This window comes from Pseudomonas sp. WS 5079 (assembly GCF_012985465.1).
GTDB lineage: Bacteria > Pseudomonadota > Gammaproteobacteria > Pseudomonadales > Pseudomonadaceae > Aquipseudomonas.
Genome location: NZ_JAAQWN010000010.1, coordinates 1 through 22,679, shown reverse-complemented (window position 1 = coordinate 22,679; position 22,679 = coordinate 1). Strand labels below are relative to the sequence as shown.

Below are 22,679 nucleotides of genomic sequence, written 5' to 3'. Positions count from 1 at the left end.
TTTGATCTCAGGCGCCCCGTTAAACCACGCTGGCCGCAGGCAGGTATTGCGCAGTGGGCACCCCGGCATGGATGCCGGGGTAGCCGCGACACGGCCAGGGATGGCCGATCGCGGCGGGCCCACGGAGCACTGCCTGACTGCGGGCATGCCGAGCCTAGGCGAGGCACCGAGTGGTGGGGCGAGGACCTTTTGGTTACTTTTGGGTCCCAAAAGTGACCCGCCGTAAGGGCGGAACCCTAAGTGGCCGTGACCGCAGGAATGGATATGTACACAGAGCGAGTTGTGTCGATACTCATGCTGCGATGGCTCCTGAAGGGTTGCGCAGCTCTTCCAGACGCCATCGCGGGCAAGCCCGCTCCCACAGGGGGTGGCTGGTTTTCAGCGGAGGACGATCAACCGCCCCAACACACTGTGCTGCTCAAAACCCAGCACCGCTTGCAATGCGTTGAGCACCGCCTCCGGGTCCTTGCTCGGGAAGCTGCCGCTGACCCGGCGGGCGCCGAGTTCGTCATCAAGCAGCAGGATGCGGCCAGGGTAGTAACGGCCAAGGTCCTTGAGCACATCGGCCAGCGGGGTCTTGTAGTAGTTGAGCCAGCCGTCGCGCCAGCCCAGGCGCGATTCACTGTCCACCGCATGCCGCTCATCAGCCACACCCTCGGCGTAGGCCACTTGCTGGCCGGCCGTCAGAATCTGCTGAGTACCCTGGGCCGAGGGTGTAACCCCGACCCGCCCCGACAACACCGTCACCTGGGCGCCCGCCGGTTGCAGGCGCACTTCGAACTGCGTGCCCAACACCCGCACTTCGCCACTGCCTGCGTGCACTACAAAGGCTTGCCCGGTGTGGGGCACGCTGAAAAAGCCGGCGCCACGGCGCAGTTGGATGTGCCGCTCGCCGTGGCTGAAATCCACGGCAATCGCGCTGTCGGCATCCAGGGTGACTTGGCTTTGATCGGCCAGGGTCACGGTTTTGACCTCACCCGGCGCACTGACGTAATCGGCGCCCAGGTCATCGACCCAGCGCTGTGGCTGCCAACCGGCGCCCATCGACACCATCAGCACCAGGCACGCCGCCATCGCCAGTGCCGCCGACCAGCGGCGCATACGGGAGCGTTTTGCGCCGTCCATGGCCTTGAGGTAACGCTGCAGGGCCAACGCGTCTTCGGCGGCCAGGGTGCGCGCCGGCACTTCGCTCAATTCCCACAGCACCTGGGCCTGGGCATACGCCTCGACGTGGGCCGGGTCGGCGCGCAACCAGTGGCTGAAGGTGGCCTGGTCACCACTGCTGGGCGCATCGTGCAGCAGGCTGAGCCAGGCCAGGGCGGCCTGTTCCTGGGCGGGCGTCGGGGTGACGTTCACGGTGCTTTCCCTGGCGAGCGTGGCGGATGGGCTTGCCGAAGGCTGGCTTTGCAGGCTTCGAGGGCACGCATCATATGTTTTTCCACGGCACTTTGGGACAGGCCCATGGCCTTGGCGATTTCTGCGTATTTGCGCCCGTGGATGCGGTTGAGCAAAAAGATCTGCCGCGTACGCTCCGGCAAACTGCGCAGCGCCGCTTCGACATGGCGCAGATCGTTGCCCGCTTCCAACGCGGCCTGGGGCTCGGAGCCATGATGATCCTGCTGCTGCGGCAACCAGCCTTCATTGCCGCGCACCCGCGCGCTTTCGCTGCGCAGGTGGTCGATGGCGATATTGCCGGCGCAGCGCAGCAGGTAGGTGCTGAGTTCTTCGACCTGCACCAGGGGTCGGCGCCAGAAACGCAGGAACAAATCCTGCACCAGGTCCGCCGCCGTCGCACGGCAGCCTACGCGGCGGCTGACCAACGCCTCCATCTGTGAGCGCTGGGACAAAAACACCTGTAGGAAATGTGCGCGCCCACCCGACGATTCAGCGTGAGGGTGATCCTGGGACTCGGGCGGCGTGGTGATCATCAACGGTGCTCAGAGGGTCGCGAAGGCCGCAACGGGGCTGGCCAGCAGGCCAACGCCCGCGAGGATCAAGGCCAGCCTTGGCCGATACGGCAACAGCAACACCAGCAACAGCCCACTGAGCATCAGCACCGCGCACCAGTCCACCAGGCCCCGGCTCCAGCCGGCCAGGTGCACCGCCGGCCAGATCGACAGCCCCAACAGCAGCCAGCCACCCACGCGCAACCCCAGGCGCCGCCGTGGCGAAGGTTTGCTGTGCAGCAACTCGCCATGGTGACGGTCCAGGGACAGGCACAGCGCAACAAAGCCTGCGTAGCACAGCAACAAGGCCAGCAACATCAGTGCACCTCGCCTTTGAGGGTCAGTGGGCGGGCCCGCTCGGCACGGGGTTGGGCGGCGCTGCGGTGCTGCATCTTCCAGGCGGCCCAGGCCAGGAACAGGCCGCTGCCCAGGCAGGTCAGGTCAAAGCCGGCCATGGCCCAATCACCCTTGGCCAGCGACACGCCCAGGTGCTGGGAAGTGGTCAGCGCATTGAGCAGCGGCACCGCCATAAACAGTACGGCGCCCAGGCCCAGTTGCTCGACCCAGGCGCGGCGGCCACGGCGCAGCATGGCGTGCAGCAAGGTCAGGCCCCAGGCGATAAAGAAGCTCTGCACCTCCCAGTCCGAACGTTCGGCGAAGCTCGCCGGCAGCAGGCGGTTGGCCCAGAAAAACACAGCAATGGCGATGACCAGCCCGGACATGCTGGCAAGGTTCAACACCTCCACCAGGCGCAACTCAAACGGCATCACCCCGGTTTTGGCATGCTTGAGCTGACGCTTACCCAGCCAGATCACCAGGCCAGTGCCAATCATCGCCGTGCCCGCCAGGCCGCAGATAAAGTACAACCACCGCAGCACCGGGCCGGCGAAGTGGCCCATGTGCAGGCCGTAGAAACTGCCGCTGATTGCCATCGGCAGCGACTGCTCGGCACTGACCCGCAGCAATTCGCCGGTGCTGCCATTAAAGGACACGGTGCTGCCGAAATCATGCACCACCCGGTCAGAGCCGGCGCGGGAGACGTTGACCGAGGCATTCACATCGCCAGGGTTGTTCACCGCCAGCCGCCCCACATGACCACCGCCCCACTGCGCCCGGGCCTGCTCCACCAGCGGCGCCAAAGGCAGCAGCTTGCCCGGCTGGCCGAGGGCCGGGGCGTTGTCGGTGGCCGGGAACAACTCATTGAAAAACCCACGGGTGTCGCCGTCATAAGACGCGAGGATGCTGGCAGGCATGACCATGGTCATGAAAATCACCAGGCTGCTGTAGGTGATCATCAGGTGGAACGGCAACACCAGCACGCCCACCGCGTTGTGCCCATCGAGCCAGGAGCGCTGGCCCTTGCGCGGGCGGAAGGTGAAGAAGTCCTTGAAGATTTTCTTGTGGGTGATGATCCCGGTGATCAGCGCGACGAACATCACCATCGCCGCGATGGTCGACAACCAGCGGCCCCACGGATGAGGCATCTGCAACTGGAAGTGGAACCGGTAGAAGAACTCGCCGCCCATGGTTTCCCGGGCCTGGAGTTGTTCGCCGGAGACCGGGTCGAGCATTTTCTCGATGAAATTGCCGCGCCGGCCTGGGTCGATCTTGTCTTGCCACATCACCGATAAACCAGGGTCGCGGCTGTTGGGCAAGCCGATAAACCAACGGGCCGCCGTGGGTGCGTGCTGCTCCAGGTAGCGTTGCGCCACCGCCACGCTGCGCGCATCGTCCACCGCATGGGCTGGCACTTCGGGCTGCATCCAGTGGGTGATTTCACCCTTGAAGTAAGACAGGGTGCCGGTGAGGAAAATCGCGAACAGCAACCAGCCGAAAATCAACCCGGCCCAGGTGTGCAACCAGGCCATGGCCTGACGGAAACCCTCTTTCATGGGCGTGCCATCCAATAGGCCAGGCCAGCCAGGGTGGCCAGTATCGCGCAGGGCACCAGCACGCCAAACCAGGCGCGGGCCGCACTGCGGCAGGCAAAGCACCAGATCACCGCCAGCAGGTAGAACACAAAGGAACTGAGCATGCCGCTGACCACCGCATCGGCGCGGGAGATTGGCAGCCAGAAGGTCAGGCACACGCTGGCCAGGGACGCCAGCACATAGCCGCCGACAACAGCCGCCAGCAGCCGCGACGTCACACCGAGCCGGTAGGAAAGAGGAAGTGATGCTTTGCTTTTCATGCCAGTGGCGCCTGGTTCGTCAGGGGCGAGAGTCTAATGATAAATATTCTCATAAGCAAAAGAGAACGGATGAAGCGGGCACCAAAAACAGAGGTGGGGCTTGTGTGGGAACTGGCTTGCCTGCGATGCAGCCACCTCGGTGTGTCTGGCAGAACAAGATGATGCTGTCGCAGGCAAGCCAGCTCCCACACAAGCCAGCCCACAGGGTTCTGTGGCGATAAAAGCGGCTATCGGTCTTATGCTGATTGCCGAATGCCACCCGCCCACCCTACAATGCGAACAATTCTCGTTATCTAAAGCATGCTGATGCTGCCGGAGTGTTCGCGTTGCGGCCGTCCAATACCGTCGAAGTCCTGTATCACGACCATCACCACTGGCTGACCGGCTGGTTGCGACGCAAGCTCGGCTGCCCGCACAGCGCCGCCGACCTGGCCCAGGACACGTTTATCCGGGTGTTGAGCGGCCGCGAAACCCCGACACTGATCGAGCCCCGCGCCTTCCTCACCACCATCGCCAAGCGCGTGTTGTTCAACCATTACCGCCGCCAGGACCTGGAGCGCGCCTACCTCGACGCCTTGGCGCAAATGCCGGAACTTGCGGCACCATCGGAAGAAGAGCGGGCGATCATCCTGCAAACCCTGATGGAACTGGACCAGTTGCTCGACGGTTTGCCCGTGCCGGTCAAGCGCGCCTTCCTGCTGGCCCAGCTCGACGGCCTGACCTACGGGCAAATCGCTGCCGAACTTGGGATCTCCATCGCCACCGTCAAACGACATTTGAATAAAGCCGCCATGCGCTGCTATTTCGCCCTATGAACCGCGCCGCGAACTTCTCGACCCAGGTCGCCGAACAGGCGGTGCAGTGGCTGATGCAAATGCAGCAAGGCCCGCTCAACCCGCGCCAGCAGGCAAACTGGCAGCGCTGGCTGGATGCCCACAGCGAGCACCAACGGGCGTGGGAGCATATACAGCGGGTCAACCAGCGCTTGCGCGGAATGCCCTCGCCCCTGGCCCACGCGGCACTGAACGCACCGCAATCGAACAGTCGGCGCCAGGCGCTGAAGCTGTTGCTGATCCTCGGCGCCGGTTCGGCAGCGACCTGGGGCTTGCGCCAGCAGCACTTGATCGCGCCATTGACCGCCGACTACCGCAGCCCCTTCGGCCAGCGGCGCAAGGTCCAACTGGCCGACGGCAGCCAACTGCAACTCAACACCGCCAGTGCGGTGGATGTGCAATTCGATGGCCCACAGCGCCTGATCCACCTGCTCGAGGGCGAGATATTGCTGCGCGCCAGCACCCCGTTGCAGATCATCACCGGCCAGGGCATCGTCACCGCCCGGGCAGCGCAGGTGAATGTGCGCCAGTTCAATGATCACACCCAGGTCGCCGTGCTGGATGGCCAGGTCGAGATTGCACCCAGGTCCTACAGCGGCTTACCGCTGACCTTGGAAAAATCCCACCAGGCCAACCTCACCCGCAAAGGCTGGGATACGCCGCGCCTCACTGATGCCAACACCGGTGCCTGGGCCGACGGCATGCTGGTGGCGTCGCACATGCGCCTGGCAGATTTCCTCGAGGAACTGAGCCGTTATCGCCGGGGCCAATTGCAGTGTGATCCGCAAGTGGCCAACCTGCTGATTTCCGGCAGCTACCCGCTGGACGACAGCGAACGCATCCTCGACCTGCTGCAAATCAGCCTGCCGGTCAAAATTCGGCGTTTTACCCGCTATTGGGTCAGTGTCGAAGCCCGCGCCTGAATTATTTTCAGGCACCTGTGAGCCGTTTTCCGTACCTCGCGTGACAGAGAGGGAAAGCCACCCTGTTTCCCACCTCTGAGGAACGTTCTTCATGCCCCAGCAACCGACTCGCCTGACGCCACTTGCCCGTACGCTGCGCCACTTGCTGCTGGGCGCCAGCCTCAGTTTCAGCGCCCTGCCCTACGCCATGGCGGCCGAGGCCAAGCCTTATCACATCGCCCCGACGTCCCTGGAAGCGGCGCTGAATCAGTTTGGCCGCGAGGCCGGCGTGCTGATTTCGTTTGGCTCCGAAGTGACTGCCGGCGCGCAAAGCCAGGGCCTGCAGGGCAACTACACCACCTTGCAAGGTTTGAACGCATTGCTCAAGGGCACCGGCCTGCAAGCCCGCGCCGAAGGTAACAATGCCTACAGCCTGCAACCACTGAACGCGCCGGCCACCCTGGAGCTGGGCACCTCCAATGTGGTGGGCGACTGGCTGGGCGACGCGGCGCAAACCAACGTCTTCGAACACCCCGGCGCCCGTGATGTGATCCGCCGCGAAGAATTCGAGCGCCAGGGCGCAACCCAGGCCCGTGACGTGCTCAATCGTATTCCCGGGGTCAACGCGCCGGAAAACAACGGCACCGGCAGCCACGACATGGCGCTGAACTTCGGTATTCGCGGGCTCAACCCACGCCTGGCGTCGCGCTCGACGGTATTGATGGACGGCATTCCGGTGCCTTTCGCGCCGTATGGCCAGCCGCAGTTGTCGTTCGCGCCGGTCAGCATGGGCAACATGGATGCAGTGGACGTGGTACGCGGCGGTGGCGCAGTGCGTTACGGGCCGCAGAACGTCGGCGGCGTGGTCAACTTCGTGACCCGGGCAATTCCTGATGCACCGACGGTCAAGGGCGGCCTGCAGACCGAGACCAGCCCGTCTTCCAGCCACGATGGCTTCAAGACCACCGGCAACCTGCTGGCCGGCGGCACCGCCGACAATGGCCTGGGCGGCGCGCTGCTGTATTCCGGCACCCGCGGCGGCGACTGGCGCGAACACAGCGACACACAAATCGACGACCTGATCCTCAAGGGCAATTACCAACTGGACGAAGCCAACAGCTTCAATGCCATGGCCCAGTACTACGAAGGTCAGGCCGATATGCCCGGTGGCTTGAGCACGGCGGCCTACAAGGCCGACCCGTATCAGTCCACCCGCCCCTACGACAAATTCTGGGGCCGCCGTACGATGTTTAACGTGGGCTATCGCTACCAGGAAGATCGCCGGGAATTCACCGTCAACAGCTTCTTTACCAAGACCCTGCGCAGCGGCTATCTGGACCAGGGCAGCTTCCTTTCGCTGTCACCGCGCGAGTATTGGGTACGCGGCCTGGAAACCCGCCTGGCCCAAGGCTTCGACCTCGGCCCGACCAGCCACGAGGTTGGCGTGGGTTACCGTTACATCAACGAGGCCGGGCACGAATTGCGCTACCGCACGCCGATCAGCGCCAACCAGCAACTGCCCAATACCGACAGCCGCAACGACCGCGACACCCGCGGCGGCACCGAAGCCAACGCATTCTTTATCGACGACCGCATCGATATCGGCAAGTGGACCGTAACCCCTGGCATCCGCTACGAGATGATCAAGTCCCAGCAAACCAACAACCTGACCGACGTCAAATACAAGGGCGACTACAACACCGCCCTGCCGGCGTTGAACGTGTTGTATCACCTGACTGACGACTGGAACCTGTACGCCAACACCGAAGGCTCCTTCGGCAGCGTGCAGTACAGCCAGATGCCCAACCGCGTAAGCAGCGGCGCGGTCAAGCCGGAAAAGGCCCGCACCTGGGAAGTCGGCACCCGCTACGACAATGGCGCGCTGCGCGCAGAAATCGGCGCGTTCCTGATCAACTTCGACAACCAGTATGAAAGCAACCAGACCAACGACTCGGTGATCGCCCGGGGTGAAACCCGGCACCAGGGCATCGAATCCAGCCTCAACTACGCCCTCGACGGCTTGAGCCCCGCGCTGGCCGGCTTTGATGTGTACGCAAGCTACGCCTATGTCGATGCAACCATCCGCGAAGACGGCCCGAACAAAGGCAACCGCGTGCCCTTCTCGTCCAAGCACAAAGGCACCCTGGGCGTGGGCTACACCGAGGGCCAATGGAAGTTGAACCTGGACAGCACCTACCAGAGCAGCCAGTTCGCCGACAACGCCAACACCCAGGCCGAAAGCGCGGATGGCAGCAATGGGCGCATCCCCGGCTACATGCTGTTCAGCAGCCGCGCGGCGTACGACTTCGGCCCGCAGTTGTCGGATTTGAATGTGGCGGTGGGGGTGAAGAACATCTTCAACACCCAGTACTTCACCCGTTCGTTTGACGATAACAACAAGGGCAAATACGTGGGTGAGCCGCGCACGGTGTATGTGCAGACCTCGGTCGCGTTCTGACGAATAGCCTGAATACACTCTTGGCTTATGTGGGAGCTGGCTTGCCTGCAATGGCGGTGGGTCAGCTGCAACTTCAGTAAATGGCAGATCGCCATCACAGGCAAGCCAGCTCCCACATTTGATATATATTCGCCACAAAAAAACGGGCCTGCATCTGCAGGCCCGTTTTGTATGGGGTTGAAAAACATTCAGCAATCAGCTGTTAAGCGCAGCCTGTTCGTTTTCCAGGAATTCCTCTTCAAGCCCGGCTTCATCGACTTGGTTGTTGGGCGTGCGTTTCTCTGCACGCGGCTTGCCTTGCAATCTGCCGAACAGATGCTCCAGCGCGTTATCCAGCTTGGTGGCCGCCCCGTCGATGGCTTGTTCCAGGGTGTCGGCTTTATGGATGACCGAAATCGGTTGATGACCCTTTGGCCGCGCTTCCAGGCGGCAACTTAAATCGTGTGGGCCCGGCTTGTCGCCGTTCTCATCCTTCAAAAAGACTTCGATGCGGGTCAAGTCTTCTTCATAACGTTCGAGCGTGCTCTCAATGGTAGTACGTACCCACTCCTCCAGTCGGATGCTGCTTTCAATATGGTTATCGCTGTTGACTAGGATTTGCATAGTGTTTCCCTTATTTCAGCTAGCTCGCCAGAGGTCACAACTGCAACACCGATGCGGTGAAACCATGACCTCTTGATTACACAATTGAGCACCTGAGGGAACAATTCAACCCCTATTCAAAGATAAATCCTACATTACAAATTAAGTCTGACAATCGCCCAAAGCGCTGTTATGGTCGGGAGTTGGGTGCACCCGCCCACCCAGGCAAATCCTCACAATTGCCCCTCTCCCAAGGGGTGCAATCCGCGAAAAATCCCCGCCTCTTCCACCAGCCAGTCATGCACCGCACGCACGCCGGGATGGTTCAGCGCGCCTGGCGCATACAACAGCACGTAGCGCTTGTGATTCGGCACCGCGAGCCCGAACGGCACGATCAGGGTGCCGCGCTCCAATTCGTCATTGAGCAGGGTACGCCGGGCAATCGCCACGCCCATGCCGGCAATGGCGGCCTCGATGGTCAGGTGGTTGCGGTTGAAGGTATGCCCGCGCCGCACGTCGGCGTCGTGATGGCCGATAGCATTCAGGTAAAACTCCCACTCGGCGTACTCATAACTCCCACGCCAGGCGGTGATGTCGTGCAACAGCGGGAAGTGGGCCAGGTCGGCCGGACCGTGCAACGGCGGCCGTCCGCGCAGCAGGCTCGGCGCGCACACCGGGAATATCTGCTCATCGAGCAAGGCTGTGGATAACAAACCCGGATAGCTGCCGTCGTTAAGGTCGATGGCCAGGTCGAAGTCGCCTTCGTGCAGGGCAATGCTGCTGTCTTCGGCCACCAGGCGCAGTTGGATATCCGGGAAACGCTGCTGCAAACGCGGCAGGCGCGGTGTCAGCCATTTACCGAGAAATGACGGAATCGAGCGCAGGCGCAAGGTGCCGCTGATCATCCCCGCATCCAGGCGCTGCAACTCGGCATCGATGCTGCCGTAGGCCTCACTCACCGTAATCGCCAACCGCTGCCCCTCGGCACTCAGCTCCACGCCACGCGCCCGGCGATGAAACAGGCGAAAGCCCAGGCGTTCTTCCAATTGGCGAATCTGCTGGCTGACCGCCCCCGGCGTGATGTGCAGTTCTTCGGCGCAGCGCGTGAAGGATAAATGCCGTGCGGCGCAGGCAAATACGTGCAACCAGACATAGGTCTGGGCATGAAGCGGGCGAGCCATAGAGTTTAGTCCTGCTAAAGGGTGTCTTAGGATAATTCGTTGGTCAGTGCCGATCTAGAGGCTCAGTATCGCGCCACTTCCGCTTGTCCTACAAAACATGGCAGCGATTCCTACTCCATTGCTTGTAAGGCTTTAGCATGGCTATCAGCGTTTTTGATCTATTCAAGGTGGGCATTGGCCCGTCGAGCTCCCATACCGTCGGCCCCATGCGGGCAGCGGCAACCTTCGCCCAGGCCCTCACCGACCAACAATTGCTGGAGCAAACCCAGCGCGTGGAAGTGCGCCTGTACGGTTCACTGTCGGCTACCGGCGTGGGCCATGCCACCGACCGTGCCTGCGTAATGGGGTTGATGGGAGAATGGCCTGATCGAGTGGACCCTACCTCCATCGGGCCGCGCATCCAGCAGTTGCGCGAATCTGGCCGCTTGTTGCTTGCCGGCACCCAAGAAATCTCCTTCAACTGGCAGCACGATCTCCTGCTGCTGGAGGAAAGCCTGCCCTACCACCCCAACGCCATGTCCCTGCATGCCTACGGCAAAAACGGCCTGTTGAGCGAACAGACCTACTACTCGGTGGGCGGTGGTTTCATTATCGAGGCAGCGGAAGCCGAGTCGGGTATTGCTCCCACCAGCGATGTAGAACTGCCCTACGACTTTTCCAGCGCCGTCGAACTGCTGGCCCTGTGCAACAAGCATGGCCTGCGTGTTTCTGAATTGATGATGGCCAACGAACGCGCGTGGCGCAGCGACGAAGAAATCCGTAGCGGCCTGCTGCATATCTGGTCGGTGATGCGCGAGTGCGTCGAGCAAGGCCTGCGCGATGAAGGCATCTTGCCCGGCGGTTTGGATGTGCCGCGCCGCGCCGCCAAGCTGCACCGCAGCCTGCTGGAAATCGGCAAACCGAATGTGATCACCTCGACCTTGTCGGCCATGGAATGGGTCAACCTGTTCGCCCTTGCGGTCAACGAAGAAAACGCCGCCGGTGGGCGCATGGTCACCGCACCGACCAACGGCGCGGCCGGGATCATCCCAGCAGTGCTGCACTACTACATGAAGTTCAATGCCGACGCGTCCGACGACGATGTAGTCAACTTCTTCCTGGCCGCAGCCGCCGTCGGCATCCTGTGTAAGAAAAACGCCTCGATCTCCGGTGCCGAAGTCGGCTGCCAGGGTGAAGTCGGTTCGGCCTGTGCCATGGCCGCCGCTGGCCTGGCAGATATCCTTGGCGCCACCCCCGAGCAACTGGAAAACGCCGCCGAAATCGGCCTGGAGCACAACCTTGGCCTGACCTGCGACCCCGTGGGCGGCCTGGTCCAGGTGCCCTGTATCGAGCGCAACGCCATTGCCGCCGTCAAAGCCATCAACGCCACGCAAATGGCCCTGCGCGGCGATGGCAAGCACTTCATTTCCCTCGACCGGGTGATCCGCACCATGCGCGATACCGGCGCCGATATGCATGACAAATACAAAGAAACTTCACGGGGCGGCCTGGCGGTCAGCTGGGTGGAGTGCTGAGGAGCACGCCTACCCGCCCCATACGTGAGCCCGCGCAAAAATAATAACGAGGCAATAACGATGACCGATGTACGTACACCTGCTGCCGAAAATCCCGCTTCTGCCACACAAACCGTAACGAGCGGCTGGAGCAAACACGACACCACCTGGATGCTGGGCCTCTACGGCACCGCCATCGGTGCTGGCACCCTGTTCCTGCCGATCAACGCCGGGGTCGGCGGCTTCTGGCCGCTGATCGTGCTGGCGCTGCTGGCCTTCCCCATGACTTTCTTCGCCCACCGTGGGCTGACGCGCTTTGTGCTGTCAGGCAAATCCGGCGACATCACTGACGTAGTGGAAGAACATTTCGGCGTCGGTGCCGGCAAGCTGATCACCCTGCTGTACTTCTTCGCCATCTTCCCGATCCTGCTGGTGTACAGCGTCGCGCTGACCAACACCCTCGGCAGCTTCATGGAACACCAACTGCAAATGACCCCACCGCCACGGGCGATCCTGTCCCTGGTGCTGATCCTCGGTCTGATGGCCATTGTGCGGTGCGGCCAGGGCGTGATCGTCAAGGCCATGAGCGTGCTGGTCTACCCGTTCGTCGCCGCCTTGCTGCTGCTGGCGCTGAGCCTGATCCCCAACTGGAACGGCGCGTTCTTCGCCTCGGCCAGCGAGGGCATGCCCCTGCCGGTGTTCTTCAAGACCCTGTGGCTGGCGATCCCGGTGATGGTGTTTTCGTTTAACCACTCGCCGATCATCTCGGCCTTCGCCGTGGACCAGAAACGCGTGTACGGCGCCCAAGCCGAACGCAAGAGCAGCGGCATCCTGGCCATGGCCCACGGCATGATGGTGCTGACGGTGATGTTCTTCTGCTTCAGTTGCGTGCTGGCACTGTCGCCCGCCGACCTCGCCGCCGCCAAGGCGCAGAACATTTCGATCCTGTCCTACCTGGCCAACCACTTCCAAACCCCGGTTATTGCCTACGCCGCGCCATTGATCGCGCTGGTGGCCATCACCAAATCCTTCCTCGGCCACTACATCGGCGCCAGCGAAGGCTTCCAGGGCCTGATCGTCAAATCCCTGCGTGGCCGCAACCGCACCCTGTCGGCGCGCTGGCTGGAACGCTGCACCGCGGTGTTCATGATCCTCAGCTGCTGGGCCGTGGCCACGTTCAACCCAAGCATCCTGGGCATGATCGAAACCCTCGGCGGGCCGATCATTGCGTGTTTGCTGTTCCTGATGCCGATGTACGCAATCCGGCGCGTGCCATCTTTGCGCCAGTATTCGGGCCAGGTGTCGAATGTGTTTGTGGTGTTGGTGGGGCTGATTGCGCTGTCTGCGGTCATTTTCTCGCTGGTGCCCTGAAACAGCCCACTGCAAAGATCAACTTGTGGGAGTGGGCTTGCCCGCGATAGCGGTACATCAGTCACGCAATGGTTGGCTGATCCACCGCAATCACAGGCAAGCCCGCTCCCACAGGGACAACTCGTTGTCAGAAAAATAGCTGTACGGCACGGCCCTTGCTGTACACCCCATGAAGGAAAACGGAGCTTGCGACCGGTGGTCAGGCAACACGAACCAATCGCCATACCGGTCGTCAATCAGTGCATGTTCTTATCAGGCGGTAACGCACCATGGACAATCCTTTTCAGCTGATCACCGACACGTTCACCCCCCAATACCGGGTCAACCTGAGCATCCAGCGCCTGGACGGCAGCATCATGCTGACCCTGTCCGACGACAGCGGCGTAGTTGCCAAACGCATGATCAGCGCCGAACAGCGCAACGACCCACAACGGCTCAAACGCCTGGTGCAAAGCGTGCAATTTGGCATTGCCATTGAACAGGGGCACAGCGCCATGGAGATTTTGGCAGTGATGACCGACGGCGACAGTCACAAGCTGTTGCAGCGCCCGCCGAGCACCCGGCCGCCAATCACAGCCGGGCTCTGACTCAGGAGTCGGATTTTTCCTTGACTGATGGGTAACGCGACGAGGCAAAACGCACCACTAGGATGGCGAACGCCAACAACAGAATCCCGCCACACAGGTAAATAATCCCCAGGTCCGGGGCATTGTGGTGGGACACGTCGCCGATCAGCAGGCGGGTCAATGCGGTGATCGCCACGTACAGCAGGAAGCGGATCGGCATGTGGTTGGTCTTGAAATAGATCCCCACCATGGCGCCCAGCTCCAGGTAGATAAACAGCAGCAGGATGTCATCAACGCTGATGCCGCCTTTTTGCAACATGTCGATAAAGGTCATTATTGCCGCATAAGCGGTGATTGCACCGATACCAAAAAGCGCGAGGTAGTGAAACGCCTCCACCGCCAGATTGCCCAGGGAATCTGCATTCGCGTGCAGGCTTTTGCGCACTTTGTCGGCCCACTTCATTTCTGTCATTGCTCACCACCACTGTTTAAAAAATAGCCAACTATTTGCCACTGCCTAAGCCATGCTTCGACTCGCGGGGGATAATGCCCGTTTGGCATGACGATTTCTCTGCATGCAGAAAGAAGGCCAGAGATTGCAGAATGAGATGATGGTGGAATGACATGAGACACTTACTCTTGCCTTTTGGGGTTTGCGACTGCGGCACTGACATCTGACAAACCCCATTTCCCAACTACATTAAAAAGCTGCTACCCAAACCCCCTGGATTGGCTTATCCTTTTAGCTGTATATAAATACAGTAGTCGCAATAGACAACTATCGTGAAGGCATGTGAGGTGGTGAATGGCCGTCGAAGTGGTATACCGCAGCAGCCGAGATCTGGAGCGTTTGTTCATGGATAAAGCCGAAGCTGACCGTCATGACAAGATGCTTGAACTCGCTGAGTTGCTGGCAGAAGTGTTGCAAAAAGCCGTGCCGTCCCTGAGCGAGCAGCAGGTGGAGGAAGCCGGGATCTACATGGCGAAGAATCGCGATGTATTTGCCAAGGCGTTCAAGAGCCAGCCAGATGCGTTGTCCGAGTTGCTGAACCCGGCGGCGGAATAAAGCCCGAATTGAACAGGCCCTGGATCGTTGATTCAGGGCCTTTTTAATAAGGGCTAGGCGTACAGCAGGCGCTCGGCCAGTTCATCGGCCACTCGGGCGGGTGAGCGTTTTTCGGCTTGAGCGTGGCCGAAGATTTCGGTCAGGCGTGTGCCGATGTTGGACAGGTGCGCGGTGATGGTCGCCAGGTCCGCGCCACCGTGCTTGAGGGCGACGTAGATCAGGCCGCCGGAGTTGATCACATAGTCCGGTGCGTAGAGGATGCCGCGCGCTTCCAATTGGTCGGCCACTTGCAGGTGGGTCAGCTGCGCGCTGGCGGAACCGGCCACGGCGGCGCAGCGCAGTTGGGCGACGCTCTGGCGGTTGAGGACAGCGCCCAGGCCGCACGGCGCGAGAATGTCGCATGGGGTACTGAGTAGGGCGTCGTTGGCAATCGGGTGGGCGCCCAGTTGCTCCATGGCTAGTTGCACTTTGCCAGGGTCGATATCGCTCACCAGCAATTCGGCGCCAGCGGCGTGCAGTTGTTCGGCCAGGGCGTAGCCGACGTTGCCCAGGCCCTGGATTGCCACACGCAGGCCTTCCAGGTTGTCGCTGCCCAGGCGGGCCATGGCGGCCGTGCGGATGCCGGCGAATACGCCCATGGCCGCATGGGGAGACGGATCGCCGGCGGCGGTGGTGCTGGTGACAAAGCGCGTGTGCTGGGCGATGCAGTCCATGTCTGCCACGGAGGTGCCGCTGTCGATGGCGGTGATGTAGCGGCCATCGAGTTGCTCGATGCACCGGCCGAAGGCTTCGAACAACGCGGCGCGGCTTTCCACATGGGCCGGGCGGATGATTACAGCGTTGCCGCCGCCCACCGGCAAGCCGGCCAGCGCGGCTTTGTAGCTCATGCCTCGGGCCAGGCGCGCGGCGTCGGCCACGGCGCTTTCGTCGTCGGGGTAGGCCAGGTAGCGACAGCCGCCCAGGGCCGGCCCCAGGCGACTGCTGTGAATGGCAATGACCGCCTTCAACCCGCTCACCGGGTCAACGCTCAGGTGCAGGGATTCAAGGCGGGTGCTGTGCATGAGAGCAAACATCGTCAAGCTCCCGAATCACTTCTTGTAGTCGCCAAGTATAGGCCGCCGGTAAAAGATTGCCGGAGCACGCGGGAATAAGCCGACCGCAATTTCAGGCTTTGTGACATAAACAAGTAGGCTGGTTCTCAAGAAGCTGGACGAAAGTTCTCGGCAAGGCTAAAACGAGACATCCGACGGAGAATGCAATGAATCCCCGCCAAGCCTTTTTCGACTGCCTGCACCGCTCGCCTGCGGCGCTGTTTGAAGCCGCCCTATGGATCGCTGCCGAGCACGACCCCGCCGTGGAGCCACGGGCGATCCTGGCTGACTTCGCGGTGCTGCAACAGCAGGTAAGCCTCGGCATGCCGCTGCTGCCGGCCGATGAGCTGGGCCAACCGTTGCTGCGGATAATGAACGACCTGGGGTTCGCCCAGGATGACTTCACCCCCTTGCGCCCCGCCGCCGCGCTGCTGGACAAGGTGTTGCAGCGCCGCCGCGGACAGCCCTTGGCCCTGGGGCTGATTGCCCTGGAGTTGGCGCGGCGCCTGGAGATCCCGATGGTCGGGGTCAACTTCCCCGGGCACTTCCTGCTACGGGTAAGCGGTGCCGATCATTTGCTCGACCCCTGTGGCGGGCGGCGGCTGTACCCCAACGACTGCCGCGAATTGCTGCAACGTCAGTACGGCCCCAATCTCAAGCTGCAAGCCGAGCACCTGCGTAGCGCCGAGCCACGGCTGATCCTGCAACGGCTGTCGCGCAACCTGCGGCAACTGCACCTGGCCAATGACAATCACCTCGCGGCGCTGATCGACGCCGAGCGCGTGCTGGAACTGGGCGATGCCAGCGCCGCCGACTATCTGGCGCGGGCCAGTCTGTACAAGCACCTGGATTGCCCCAATGCCGAGCGCTTCGATCTTGAGCACGCGCTGTTGCTCAGTGAAGACCCGGTGCAGCGGCTGCGTCTGACGGAGCGGCTGGGGCATTTGCCGCCTGGGGCGGTGGTGCATTAAAGGGGGCGACCGGTGAACCGCGTCGCCCTCATCGCCGCCTCGCCGGGGCTCGACAGCTCCTACAAATAAGGGGGTTGCCCTTCAGGATTCAAGCCGGTGCTGGAGGATCTCAACCGGCGCCTTGGGCTCGGGGGAGCGCACCTGAATGATCAGCAGCGCGGCGATCACCGCTGGAATCGCGCAGAAGAAGAAAATCTGCTGCACCGGTACCTGCATCGCCAGCAACATGCTGCCAAACAGCGGCCCGAGGATCGAACCAAACCGCCCGACACCCAGCGCCCAGCCCGTGCCCGTCGCACGTACATGGGCCGGGTAAAAGTTGCTGGCAAACGCATTGAGGGTCAACTGGCCACCGATGATGCAAAAGCCCGCCGCAAACACAAACGCCACCAGGTAACGCGGGTTGTCGTGATTGAGCCCCAGCAGAATCGTGCACACCGCCGCGGCCGCCAACACACCGGAGAGCAGGCGGACCTTGCTTTTCAGGCGATCAGCGAACCACGCCATGCCAATCGCGCCCAACGTGCCGGCGAACAGGAACATCGAGGTCACCAGGTTGGCTTTGTTCAAGGCCATGCCACTTTCCAGCAGCAGTGACGGCAACCAACTGATCATGAAGTACAGCAGGATCAGGCTGACAAAAAAGGTCGACCAGATCAGCAGCGTCGGCCGGGCATAGCCATTGCGAAACAACTCCACCACCGTCAGCTTGCTGCCCTGCTCCTGGCGATTCTGTTCTTCGTTGGCCGCCGGCGCCTGCCAACCAGGCAGCATGCGCGCCGTGACTTTCTGCAGGCGCGCATAGGGCGGCGCATCGCGCAACAAACGTGGCAAGGATTCAGGCAGCAGCCATACCAGGAAGGGAAACAGCAGCAACGGCGTCACACCACCGGCGAGGAACACCGCCTGCCAGCCGAAACTGTCGATAAAACCCGCCGCGACAAAACCACCCGCCGCGCCACCGAACGAGAAACCACAGGCCGCTAGCGTCACCATCAACGTGCGCATACGCGGTGGCGAATATTCCGACATCAAGGCCATGGCACTGGGCATCGCGCCACCCATGCCAATGCCGCAGATAAAGCGCGCGGCCATCAGCGTGTTCAGGGAATTGGCGAATACCATCAGCACCGTGAGGCTGGCGTAGATCAGTACGCAGGCGAGCAGGATGCGGCGCACGCCGAAGCGGTCCGCCAGGGGCGTCACGGCCAGGGAACCTAAGGTCAGCCCCAGCAGGTTGGCACTGAACACCGGGCCGAAGGCGGCTTTTTCCAGGCCCCAGTCCTGGGCCAGGGCCGGGACCACGTAGCCCAACACTTGGGCATCGTAACCATCGGTGACCAGCAACAACGCCAACAACAGGAGAATCAACCACTGGTAGCGCGACACCGGACGGGCGTCGAGTGCCGCGCGAAAGCTGGCAATCTGATTGTGCATCGCAAGGTACCTGTTTTTTTTATTGGATATCCGCCTGTAGGAGCCGGCTTGCCGGCGATGGCGGTGTATCAGGTGAAGCGCCATCGACGGCAAGCCGGCTCCTGCAGGGGTTAGGGGGTGTCAGGTTGGTTGGAGGGATGGGCCTGGATAAATGCAGGATGTTTGGCAGCCAACGCCGCGACGCGCAGGATTCGTGGGTAGCCATCCAGTGCCACCTTGAAGCGCTCTGCCGCGTACAACTGCGGGATCAGAAACGCATCCGCCAGCCCTGGCTGGTCACCGAAGCAATAGCCCTGGTCACCGATCAATTGCTCCACGGCGCCCAGGCCCTGGCTGATCCAGTGCCCGATCCACTCCAGCAATTGCGCCTCGTCATGCCCCCATTGGCGCAACAGGTTTTGGGTGCTGGAGTTGTGCAACGGGTGAATGTCACAACCGATGATCGAGGCCACCGCGCGCTCATGGGCGCGGGCTGCCAGGTCCTTGGCGAGCAGCGGCACCTGTGGATAACGTTCATCCAGGTACTCGATGATCGCCGGCGACTGGATCAACAGTTCGCCCTCGTCGGTACGCAAGGCCGGGACACGGCCCTGGGGGTTGATCGCCAGGTATTCGGGCTGGCGGTTGGCGCCGCCCTTGGGCACCAGCAGGTTGACCGGCAGCGCGGTAAAGTCCAGGCCCTTGAGCGCCAGGGCGATGCGCACCCGGTAGGACGATGTGGAACGGTAGTAGGTATAGAGTTCCATCCCCTCGCCCCCTTAGCGCGCGGCGACCACGGTGCCACGGCATTCGCCGAAGCCGATGGAGGCAAATCCATCACGCGTGCAGCGGGCGCGCAGGATGATTTCGTCGCCGTCTTCAAGGAACTTGCGCACTTCGCCGGAGGCCAGCTCGATCGGCTTTTTGCCGCCTTCGGTGATTTCCAGCAGGCTGCCGAACTGCCCCGCTTCCGGGCCCGACAAGGTGCCCGAACCAAACAGGTCGCCGGCCTGCAACTGGCAGCCGTTGACGCTGTGGTGCGCGACCATTTGCGCCACGGTCCAGTACATGTGTTGGGTGTTGCTCAGGGTCAGGCGATGGGCCGCCAGGTTCTGCTCGCGCATCGCGGCGGTGGTCAGCAGCACTTCCAGTTCGATATCAAAGCCGCCAGCGGCCTGATCACGGGTGTCCAGCAGGTACGGCAGCGGTTGTGGATCGCCAGCCGGGCGTGCGGGCTGGGCCTTGCGGAACGGCTCCAGGGCTTCGGCCGTGACCACCCAGGGCGAGACGCTGGTGATAAAGCTTTTCGACAGGAACGGCCCCAGCGGCTGGTACTCCCAGGCCTGGATATCGCGGGCCGACCAGTCGTTGAGCAGGCAGAAGCCAGCGATGTGCTCGGCGGCATCGCCAATGGCAATCGAGTCGCCCATGGCATTGCCCTGGCCGATCCAGATGCCCAGTTCCAGTTCGTAGTCCAGGCGTGCGCACGGGCCGAAGGTCGGTTCGGTCTGGCCGGCTGGCAGGGTCTGGCCCTTGGGCCGGCGCACCTCGGTGCCGGACGGGCGGATCGTCGACGCGCGGCCGTGGTAACCAATTGGCACGTACTTGTAGTTGGGCAACAACGGATTGTCCGGGCGGAACAGTTTGCCGACGTTCTGCGCGTGCTCGATGCCGACGTAGAAGTCGGTGTAATCGTTGATTTTCGCTGGCAGGTGCATCTGGCAATCGGCGGCCAGTGGCAACACTTGGGTACCCAGGGCTTGCAGCTTGGCTTGCTGGCTGCTGCCCTCGGCGAGCAGTTCCAGCAGGCGTTCGCGCAGTGCCACCCGTGGGCCACGGCCCAGTTCGAAGAAGGCGTTCAGTTGGCCGTCCGCCATGGCATCGATGGCGCGGCGCGCTTCACCGTCAAACAGGTCACGGGCCGCTTGCAGATCAAAAATATGCTCGCCAATCGCCACGCCACTGCGCGGTGCCGAACCGGTGAGGCTGAAGATGCCCAGGGGCAGGTTCTGCAAGGGGAAATCCGGGTGACCGTTGGCCGAGGCCACCCAACTACGGGTGAGAGTGGACTGAGTCATGGTTTATCTCCGATTCGGGTTGAAGGTTGCCGGCAGCGTGGCCCAGCAAGCGTCGTAAGTGTTTTGCAGTTGCGGGCAGTCCAGGGCGAAGCGGGTCGGGCGCAGCACCTGGCTGGTCTCGAACATGAAGGCCATGGTGTTATCGATTTTGTGCGGCGCCAGGTCCACGGCGATGGCCTTGGTGCAGGTCTCGCCATCCGGGCCGTGGGCGCTCATGCAACTGTGCAGCGACGCGCCGCCGGGCAGGAAACCTTCTGCCTTGGCGTCGTAGGCGCCCTGGATCAGGCCCATGTATTCGTTCATCAGGTTGCGGTGGAACCACGGTGGCCGGAAGGTGTTTTCGGCCACCATCCAGCGCGGCGGGAAGATCACGAAGTCGAGATTGGCCAGGCCGTGGACGCTGGTAGGCGAGGTCAACACGGTAAAGATCGACGGATCCGGGTGATCGAAACTCACTGTGCCGATAGTGTTGAAGCGGCGCAGGTCATATTTGTACGGCACGTTATTGCCGTGCCAGGCCACCACGTTCAGCGGCGAGTGATCGAGGGTGCAGCCCCACAGCTCGCCGAGGAACTTCTGCACCAGCGGCGTGGGCCGTGAAAGGTCTTCGTAGTGGGCGACCGGGGTCAGGAAGTCCCGGGGGTTGGCCAGGCCATTGCTGCCAATCGGCCCCAGGTCCGGCAGGCGCAGCGGCGCGCCGTGGTTTTCGGCGACGTAGCCGCGAGCCTGGGCATCCAGCAATTCGATGCGAAATTTCAGGCCCCGTGGCAGCACGACGATTTCCAGCGGCTCGACCTCCAGCACCCCAAGTTCAGTAGCGATGCGCAGGCGGCCTTGCTCGGGAACGATCAACAGTTCGCCGTCGGCGTTGAAGAACACCCGCTCCATGGAGCAGTTGGCGCGGTAGTGATAGATGCTGATGCCGGAGGGTTTCTCGGCGCCGGCGTTGGCCACCATGCCGACCAGGCCGTCGATAAAGTCGGTGGGTTGTGCAGGTACATCCAACGGGTTCCAGCGCAGGCGGTTGGGCGTCACCTCGCCCAGCGGGCCACCGGCCAGTTGTCGTTCCAGCTTGATGAATGCCGGGTGATTGGCCGACGGTTGGATGCGATACATCCAGGTACGCCGCGCTTCGCTGCGCACCATGGTGAAGGCGGTGCCGGAGAACAGTTCGGTGTACAGCCCGTAGGGCGCTTTTTGCGGGGAGTTCTGGCCGACCGGCAGTGCACCTGGCAAGGCTTCGCTGGCGAATTCATTGCCAAAGCCCGATTGGTAATCGAGGGTCATGGATCGTCCTCAGTAAGGAAGTTGTTTTTATCGTAATCCAGTTACGCATAACGTAATTTGCTCCGTATCGACCGTCAAGCTATAAAGACCGCCATTCGTCTTTCGGACACACGCTCTCCATGGAAAAGCCCCCCGCCCCCCGCGACACCGGTAAACAGAAAGTCCGCTCGGCCGAAGTCGGCACCGACATCCTCAAGGCCCTGGCCGAACTGTCGCCGGCCACGTCCCTGTCGCGCCTGGCCGAACATGTGCAGATGCCCGCGAGCAAGGTCCACCGCTATTTGCAGGCGTTGATTGCCTCGGGTTTTGCCGAACAGAACACGGCCACCAACCATTACGGCCTGGGCCGCGAAGCCTTGCGCGTGGGGTTGGCGGCGCTGGGCAGCATGGACGTGCTGAAAGTCGCCACCCTGCCCCTGGCGCAGCTGCGCGACGAGTTGAATGAAACCTGCTTTCTCGCGGTGTGGGGCAACCACGGCGCAACGGTGGTGCATATCGAGCCGGCGGTACGCGCGGTCACGGTGGTGACGCAACTGGGGTCGGTGCTGCCGCTGCTCAGCTCATCCACGGGCCTGGTGTTCAGCGCCTTTTTGCCAGAGCGCGAAACCGTCGACCTGCGCACGCAGGAGATCCAGGCCGGCACCGCCCATGCGCTGGCGGACGACCAGGCGTATGGGCAGGCCTGTGCGCAGATTCGCCAGCGGGGCCTGCACTTTGTGCATGGCTTGCTGATGCCCGGGGTCGATGCGCTGTCGGCGCCGGTCTTTAATGCCATGGGCCAGGTGGTGGCGGTGATGACGGTGGTGGGGCCGACATCGTTGTTCCATGCCGATGAAGATGGACCGGCGGCCCGGCAATTGCTGGCGGCGAGCCAGGCGGTGAGTTGGCGGATGGGTTATCAACCCTGATCCACCCATACTGAATGCACACAGGCCAATGTGGGAGCTGGCTTGCCTGCGATGGCGGTGGGTCAGTTGATACATGCTGCGACTGATACACCGTCATCGCAGGCAAGCCAGCTCCCACAGTTGGTGTGTGGTGTGTGCAAAGTCCTGTGCCCAGCCGAGATCCCCTGTGGGAGCGGGCTTGCCCGCGATGGCGGTGGGTCAGGTGATACATTCTGCGACTGATACACCGTCATCGCAGGCAAGCCAGCTCCCACAGTTGGTGTGTGGTGTGTGCAAAGTCCTGTGCCCAGCCGAGATCCCCTGTGGGAGCGGGCTTGCCCGCGATGGCGGTGGGTCAGG

The 22,679-nt window shown here is 62.2% G+C and carries 22 protein-coding genes; 9 read left to right on the top strand and 13 right to left on the bottom strand.

Translation table 11 applies throughout. The features are described from left to right. Positions 1-378: 378 nt before the first annotated feature. The 5 genes from HBO05_RS23915 to HBO05_RS23895 are packed head-to-tail and all read right to left on the bottom strand — an operon-like array spanning position 379 to position 4,137. A complete protein-coding gene (locus HBO05_RS23915; protein ID WP_172314286.1) occupies positions 379-1,356 on the bottom strand; it encodes a FecR family protein in 978 nt (325 codons plus the stop codon). Continuing rightward, positions 1,353-1,931, bottom strand: coding sequence for an RNA polymerase sigma factor (locus tag HBO05_RS23910; protein ID WP_172314284.1), 579 nt, complete (start codon positions 1,929-1,931; stop codon positions 1,353-1,355). Before HBO05_RS23910 ends, HBO05_RS23915 begins: the two co-directional genes overlap by 4 nt. Before the next feature lie 6 nt (positions 1,932-1,937). Continuing rightward, positions 1,938-2,264, bottom strand: coding sequence for a DUF3325 domain-containing protein (locus tag HBO05_RS23905; protein ID WP_170043004.1), 327 nt, complete (start codon positions 2,262-2,264; stop codon positions 1,938-1,940). Beyond that, entirely contained in the window at positions 2,264-3,838 is a 1,575-nt protein-coding gene (locus HBO05_RS23900; RefSeq protein WP_172314282.1) for a PepSY-associated TM helix domain-containing protein, read from the bottom strand. The genes HBO05_RS23905 and HBO05_RS23900 overlap by 1 nt, the downstream gene beginning before the upstream one ends. Next, positions 3,835-4,137 (bottom strand): DUF3649 domain-containing protein, encoded by a 303-nt coding sequence (locus HBO05_RS23895; protein WP_169954920.1) that lies wholly within the window; start codon positions 4,135-4,137, stop codon positions 3,835-3,837. Before HBO05_RS23895 ends, HBO05_RS23900 begins: the two co-directional genes overlap by 4 nt. Positions 4,138-4,463: 326 nt before the next feature. Between HBO05_RS23895 and HBO05_RS23890 the strand changes: the two genes are divergently transcribed. The 3 genes from HBO05_RS23890 (at position 4,464) to fecA (ending at position 8,330) form a co-directional block, all read left to right on the top strand. Next, a complete protein-coding gene (locus HBO05_RS23890; protein ID WP_170043006.1) occupies positions 4,464-4,952 on the top strand; it encodes a sigma-70 family RNA polymerase sigma factor in 489 nt (162 codons plus the stop codon). Then, complete coding sequence (locus HBO05_RS23885; protein WP_172314280.1) at positions 4,949-5,893, top strand: FecR family protein; 945 nt, start codon at positions 4,949-4,951, stop codon at positions 5,891-5,893. The genes HBO05_RS23890 and HBO05_RS23885 overlap by 4 nt, the downstream gene beginning before the upstream one ends. Positions 5,894-5,984: 91 nt before the next feature. Further along, complete coding sequence (fecA, locus tag HBO05_RS23880) at positions 5,985-8,330, top strand: TonB-dependent Fe(3+) dicitrate receptor FecA (protein ID WP_172314278.1); 2,346 nt, start codon at positions 5,985-5,987, stop codon at positions 8,328-8,330. Positions 8,331-8,525: 195 nt separating this feature from the next. Here the strand turns inward: fecA and HBO05_RS23875 are convergent, their stop codons facing one another. Both HBO05_RS23875 and HBO05_RS23870 read right to left on the bottom strand, forming a co-directional pair. Then, on the bottom strand, positions 8,526-8,933 hold the full coding sequence (locus HBO05_RS23875; protein ID WP_099167987.1) for an HPF/RaiA family ribosome-associated protein: 408 nt from the start codon (positions 8,931-8,933) through the stop codon (positions 8,526-8,528). 212 nt (positions 8,934-9,145) lie between these two features. Beyond that, on the bottom strand, positions 9,146-10,093 hold the full coding sequence (locus HBO05_RS23870) for a LysR substrate-binding domain-containing protein (RefSeq protein WP_172314276.1): 948 nt from the start codon (positions 10,091-10,093) through the stop codon (positions 9,146-9,148). Positions 10,094-10,230: 137 nt separating this feature from the next. Between HBO05_RS23870 and HBO05_RS23865 the strand changes: the two genes are divergently transcribed. The 3 genes from HBO05_RS23865 to HBO05_RS23855 all read left to right on the top strand — a co-directional run bounded on the left by HBO05_RS23865 (position 10,231) and on the right by HBO05_RS23855 (position 13,544). Then, positions 10,231-11,607, top strand: a complete 1,377-nt coding sequence (locus tag HBO05_RS23865; RefSeq protein WP_172314274.1) for an L-serine ammonia-lyase — start codon at positions 10,231-10,233, stop codon at positions 11,605-11,607. 60 nt (positions 11,608-11,667) lie between these two features. Further along, positions 11,668-12,957, top strand: coding sequence for a serine/threonine transporter (locus HBO05_RS23860; protein ID WP_169954915.1), 1,290 nt, complete (start codon positions 11,668-11,670; stop codon positions 12,955-12,957). 269 nt (positions 12,958-13,226) lie between these two features. Continuing rightward, positions 13,227-13,544, top strand: a complete 318-nt coding sequence (locus tag HBO05_RS23855; protein WP_169954914.1) for a DUF3509 domain-containing protein — start codon at positions 13,227-13,229, stop codon at positions 13,542-13,544. A 1-nt stretch (position 13,545) separates the two neighbouring features. On the opposite strand, the gene HBO05_RS23850 is transcribed toward HBO05_RS23855, so the two are convergent. After that, positions 13,546-13,995 (bottom strand): phosphate-starvation-inducible PsiE family protein, encoded by a 450-nt coding sequence (locus HBO05_RS23850; protein WP_169954913.1) that lies wholly within the window; start codon positions 13,993-13,995, stop codon positions 13,546-13,548. A gap of 333 nt (positions 13,996-14,328) precedes the next feature. Here HBO05_RS23850 and HBO05_RS23845 point away from each other — a divergent pair, with 333 nt between their 5' ends. Next, a complete protein-coding gene (locus HBO05_RS23845) occupies positions 14,329-14,589 on the top strand; it encodes a YebG family protein (protein ID WP_003188807.1) in 261 nt (86 codons plus the stop codon). A 53-nt stretch (positions 14,590-14,642) separates the two neighbouring features. Here HBO05_RS23845 and HBO05_RS23840 read toward each other — a convergent pair whose 3' ends face one another. Continuing rightward, positions 14,643-15,662, bottom strand: a complete 1,020-nt coding sequence (locus HBO05_RS23840) for a Glu/Leu/Phe/Val dehydrogenase (RefSeq protein ID WP_170043010.1) — start codon at positions 15,660-15,662, stop codon at positions 14,643-14,645. 185 nt (positions 15,663-15,847) lie between these two features. On the opposite strand from HBO05_RS23840, the gene HBO05_RS23835 reads away from it, so the two are divergent. Beyond that, the gene (locus tag HBO05_RS23835) at positions 15,848-16,651 is read left to right on the top strand and encodes a transglutaminase family protein (protein ID WP_172314272.1); all 804 of its coding nucleotides are present in this window, start codon (positions 15,848-15,850) and stop codon (positions 16,649-16,651) included. 81 nt (positions 16,652-16,732) lie between these two features. On the opposite strand, the gene HBO05_RS23830 is transcribed toward HBO05_RS23835, so the two are convergent. The 4 genes from HBO05_RS23830 to hmgA form a co-directional block, all read right to left on the bottom strand. Then, positions 16,733-18,088 carry an aromatic acid/H+ symport family MFS transporter gene (locus HBO05_RS23830; protein ID WP_172314269.1) on the bottom strand — a complete coding sequence of 452 codons (1,356 nt, stop codon included), beginning with the start codon at positions 18,086-18,088 and terminating at the stop codon, positions 16,733-16,735. 110 nt (positions 18,089-18,198) lie between these two features. Then, the gene (gene maiA, locus HBO05_RS23825) at positions 18,199-18,834 is read right to left on the bottom strand and encodes a maleylacetoacetate isomerase (RefSeq protein ID WP_172314266.1); all 636 of its coding nucleotides are present in this window, start codon (positions 18,832-18,834) and stop codon (positions 18,199-18,201) included. A gap of 12 nt (positions 18,835-18,846) precedes the next feature. Further along, a complete protein-coding gene (fahA, locus tag HBO05_RS23820; RefSeq protein ID WP_170043014.1) occupies positions 18,847-20,145 on the bottom strand; it encodes a fumarylacetoacetase in 1,299 nt (432 codons plus the stop codon). A gap of 3 nt (positions 20,146-20,148) precedes the next feature. Then, complete coding sequence (hmgA, locus tag HBO05_RS23815; protein WP_172314264.1) at positions 20,149-21,432, bottom strand: homogentisate 1,2-dioxygenase; 1,284 nt, start codon at positions 21,430-21,432, stop codon at positions 20,149-20,151. A 119-nt stretch (positions 21,433-21,551) separates the two neighbouring features. Here hmgA and HBO05_RS23810 point away from each other — a divergent pair, with 119 nt between their 5' ends. Then, positions 21,552-22,340 carry an IclR family transcriptional regulator gene (locus tag HBO05_RS23810; RefSeq protein ID WP_170043015.1) on the top strand — a complete coding sequence of 263 codons (789 nt, stop codon included), beginning with the start codon at positions 21,552-21,554 and terminating at the stop codon, positions 22,338-22,340. Positions 22,341-22,679: the final 339 nt, after the last annotated feature.

Excerpts from the sequence above, each read along its gene's own strand:
- HBO05_RS23810 (WP_170043015.1), top strand. The coding sequence starts at position 21,552 with ATGGAAAAGCCCCCCGCCCCCCGCGACACCGGTAAACAGAAAGTCCGC.
- hmgA (WP_172314264.1), bottom strand. The coding sequence starts at position 21,432 with ATGACCCTCGATTACCAATCGGGCTTTGGCAATGAATTCGCCAGCGAA.
- fahA (WP_170043014.1), bottom strand. The coding sequence starts at position 20,145 with ATGACTCAGTCCACTCTCACCCGTAGTTGGGTGGCCTCGGCCAACGGT.
- HBO05_RS23850 (WP_169954913.1), bottom strand. The coding sequence starts at position 13,995 with ATGACAGAAATGAAGTGGGCCGACAAAGTGCGCAAAAGCCTGCACGCG.
- HBO05_RS23860 (WP_169954915.1), top strand. The coding sequence starts at position 11,668 with ATGACCGATGTACGTACACCTGCTGCCGAAAATCCCGCTTCTGCCACA.
- HBO05_RS23835 (WP_172314272.1), top strand. The coding sequence starts at position 15,848 with ATGAATCCCCGCCAAGCCTTTTTCGACTGCCTGCACCGCTCGCCTGCG.
- HBO05_RS23855 (WP_169954914.1), top strand. The coding sequence starts at position 13,227 with ATGGACAATCCTTTTCAGCTGATCACCGACACGTTCACCCCCCAATAC.
- HBO05_RS23830 (WP_172314269.1), bottom strand. The coding sequence starts at position 18,088 with ATGCACAATCAGATTGCCAGCTTTCGCGCGGCACTCGACGCCCGTCCG.
- HBO05_RS23845 (WP_003188807.1), top strand. The coding sequence starts at position 14,329 with ATGGCCGTCGAAGTGGTATACCGCAGCAGCCGAGATCTGGAGCGTTTG.
- HBO05_RS23865 (WP_172314274.1), top strand. The coding sequence starts at position 10,231 with ATGGCTATCAGCGTTTTTGATCTATTCAAGGTGGGCATTGGCCCGTCG.
- HBO05_RS23870 (WP_172314276.1), bottom strand. The coding sequence starts at position 10,093 with ATGGCTCGCCCGCTTCATGCCCAGACCTATGTCTGGTTGCACGTATTT.
- maiA (WP_172314266.1), bottom strand. The coding sequence starts at position 18,834 with ATGGAACTCTATACCTACTACCGTTCCACATCGTCCTACCGGGTGCGC.
- HBO05_RS23875 (WP_099167987.1), bottom strand. The coding sequence starts at position 8,933 with ATGCAAATCCTAGTCAACAGCGATAACCATATTGAAAGCAGCATCCGA.
- HBO05_RS23905 (WP_170043004.1), bottom strand. The coding sequence starts at position 2,264 with ATGTTGCTGGCCTTGTTGCTGTGCTACGCAGGCTTTGTTGCGCTGTGC.
- HBO05_RS23895 (WP_169954920.1), bottom strand. The coding sequence starts at position 4,137 with ATGAAAAGCAAAGCATCACTTCCTCTTTCCTACCGGCTCGGTGTGACG.
- HBO05_RS23885 (WP_172314280.1), top strand. The coding sequence starts at position 4,949 with ATGAACCGCGCCGCGAACTTCTCGACCCAGGTCGCCGAACAGGCGGTG.
- HBO05_RS23900 (WP_172314282.1), bottom strand. The coding sequence starts at position 3,838 with ATGAAAGAGGGTTTCCGTCAGGCCATGGCCTGGTTGCACACCTGGGCC.
- fecA (WP_172314278.1), top strand. The coding sequence starts at position 5,985 with ATGCCCCAGCAACCGACTCGCCTGACGCCACTTGCCCGTACGCTGCGC.
- HBO05_RS23840 (WP_170043010.1), bottom strand. The coding sequence starts at position 15,662 with ATGTTTGCTCTCATGCACAGCACCCGCCTTGAATCCCTGCACCTGAGC.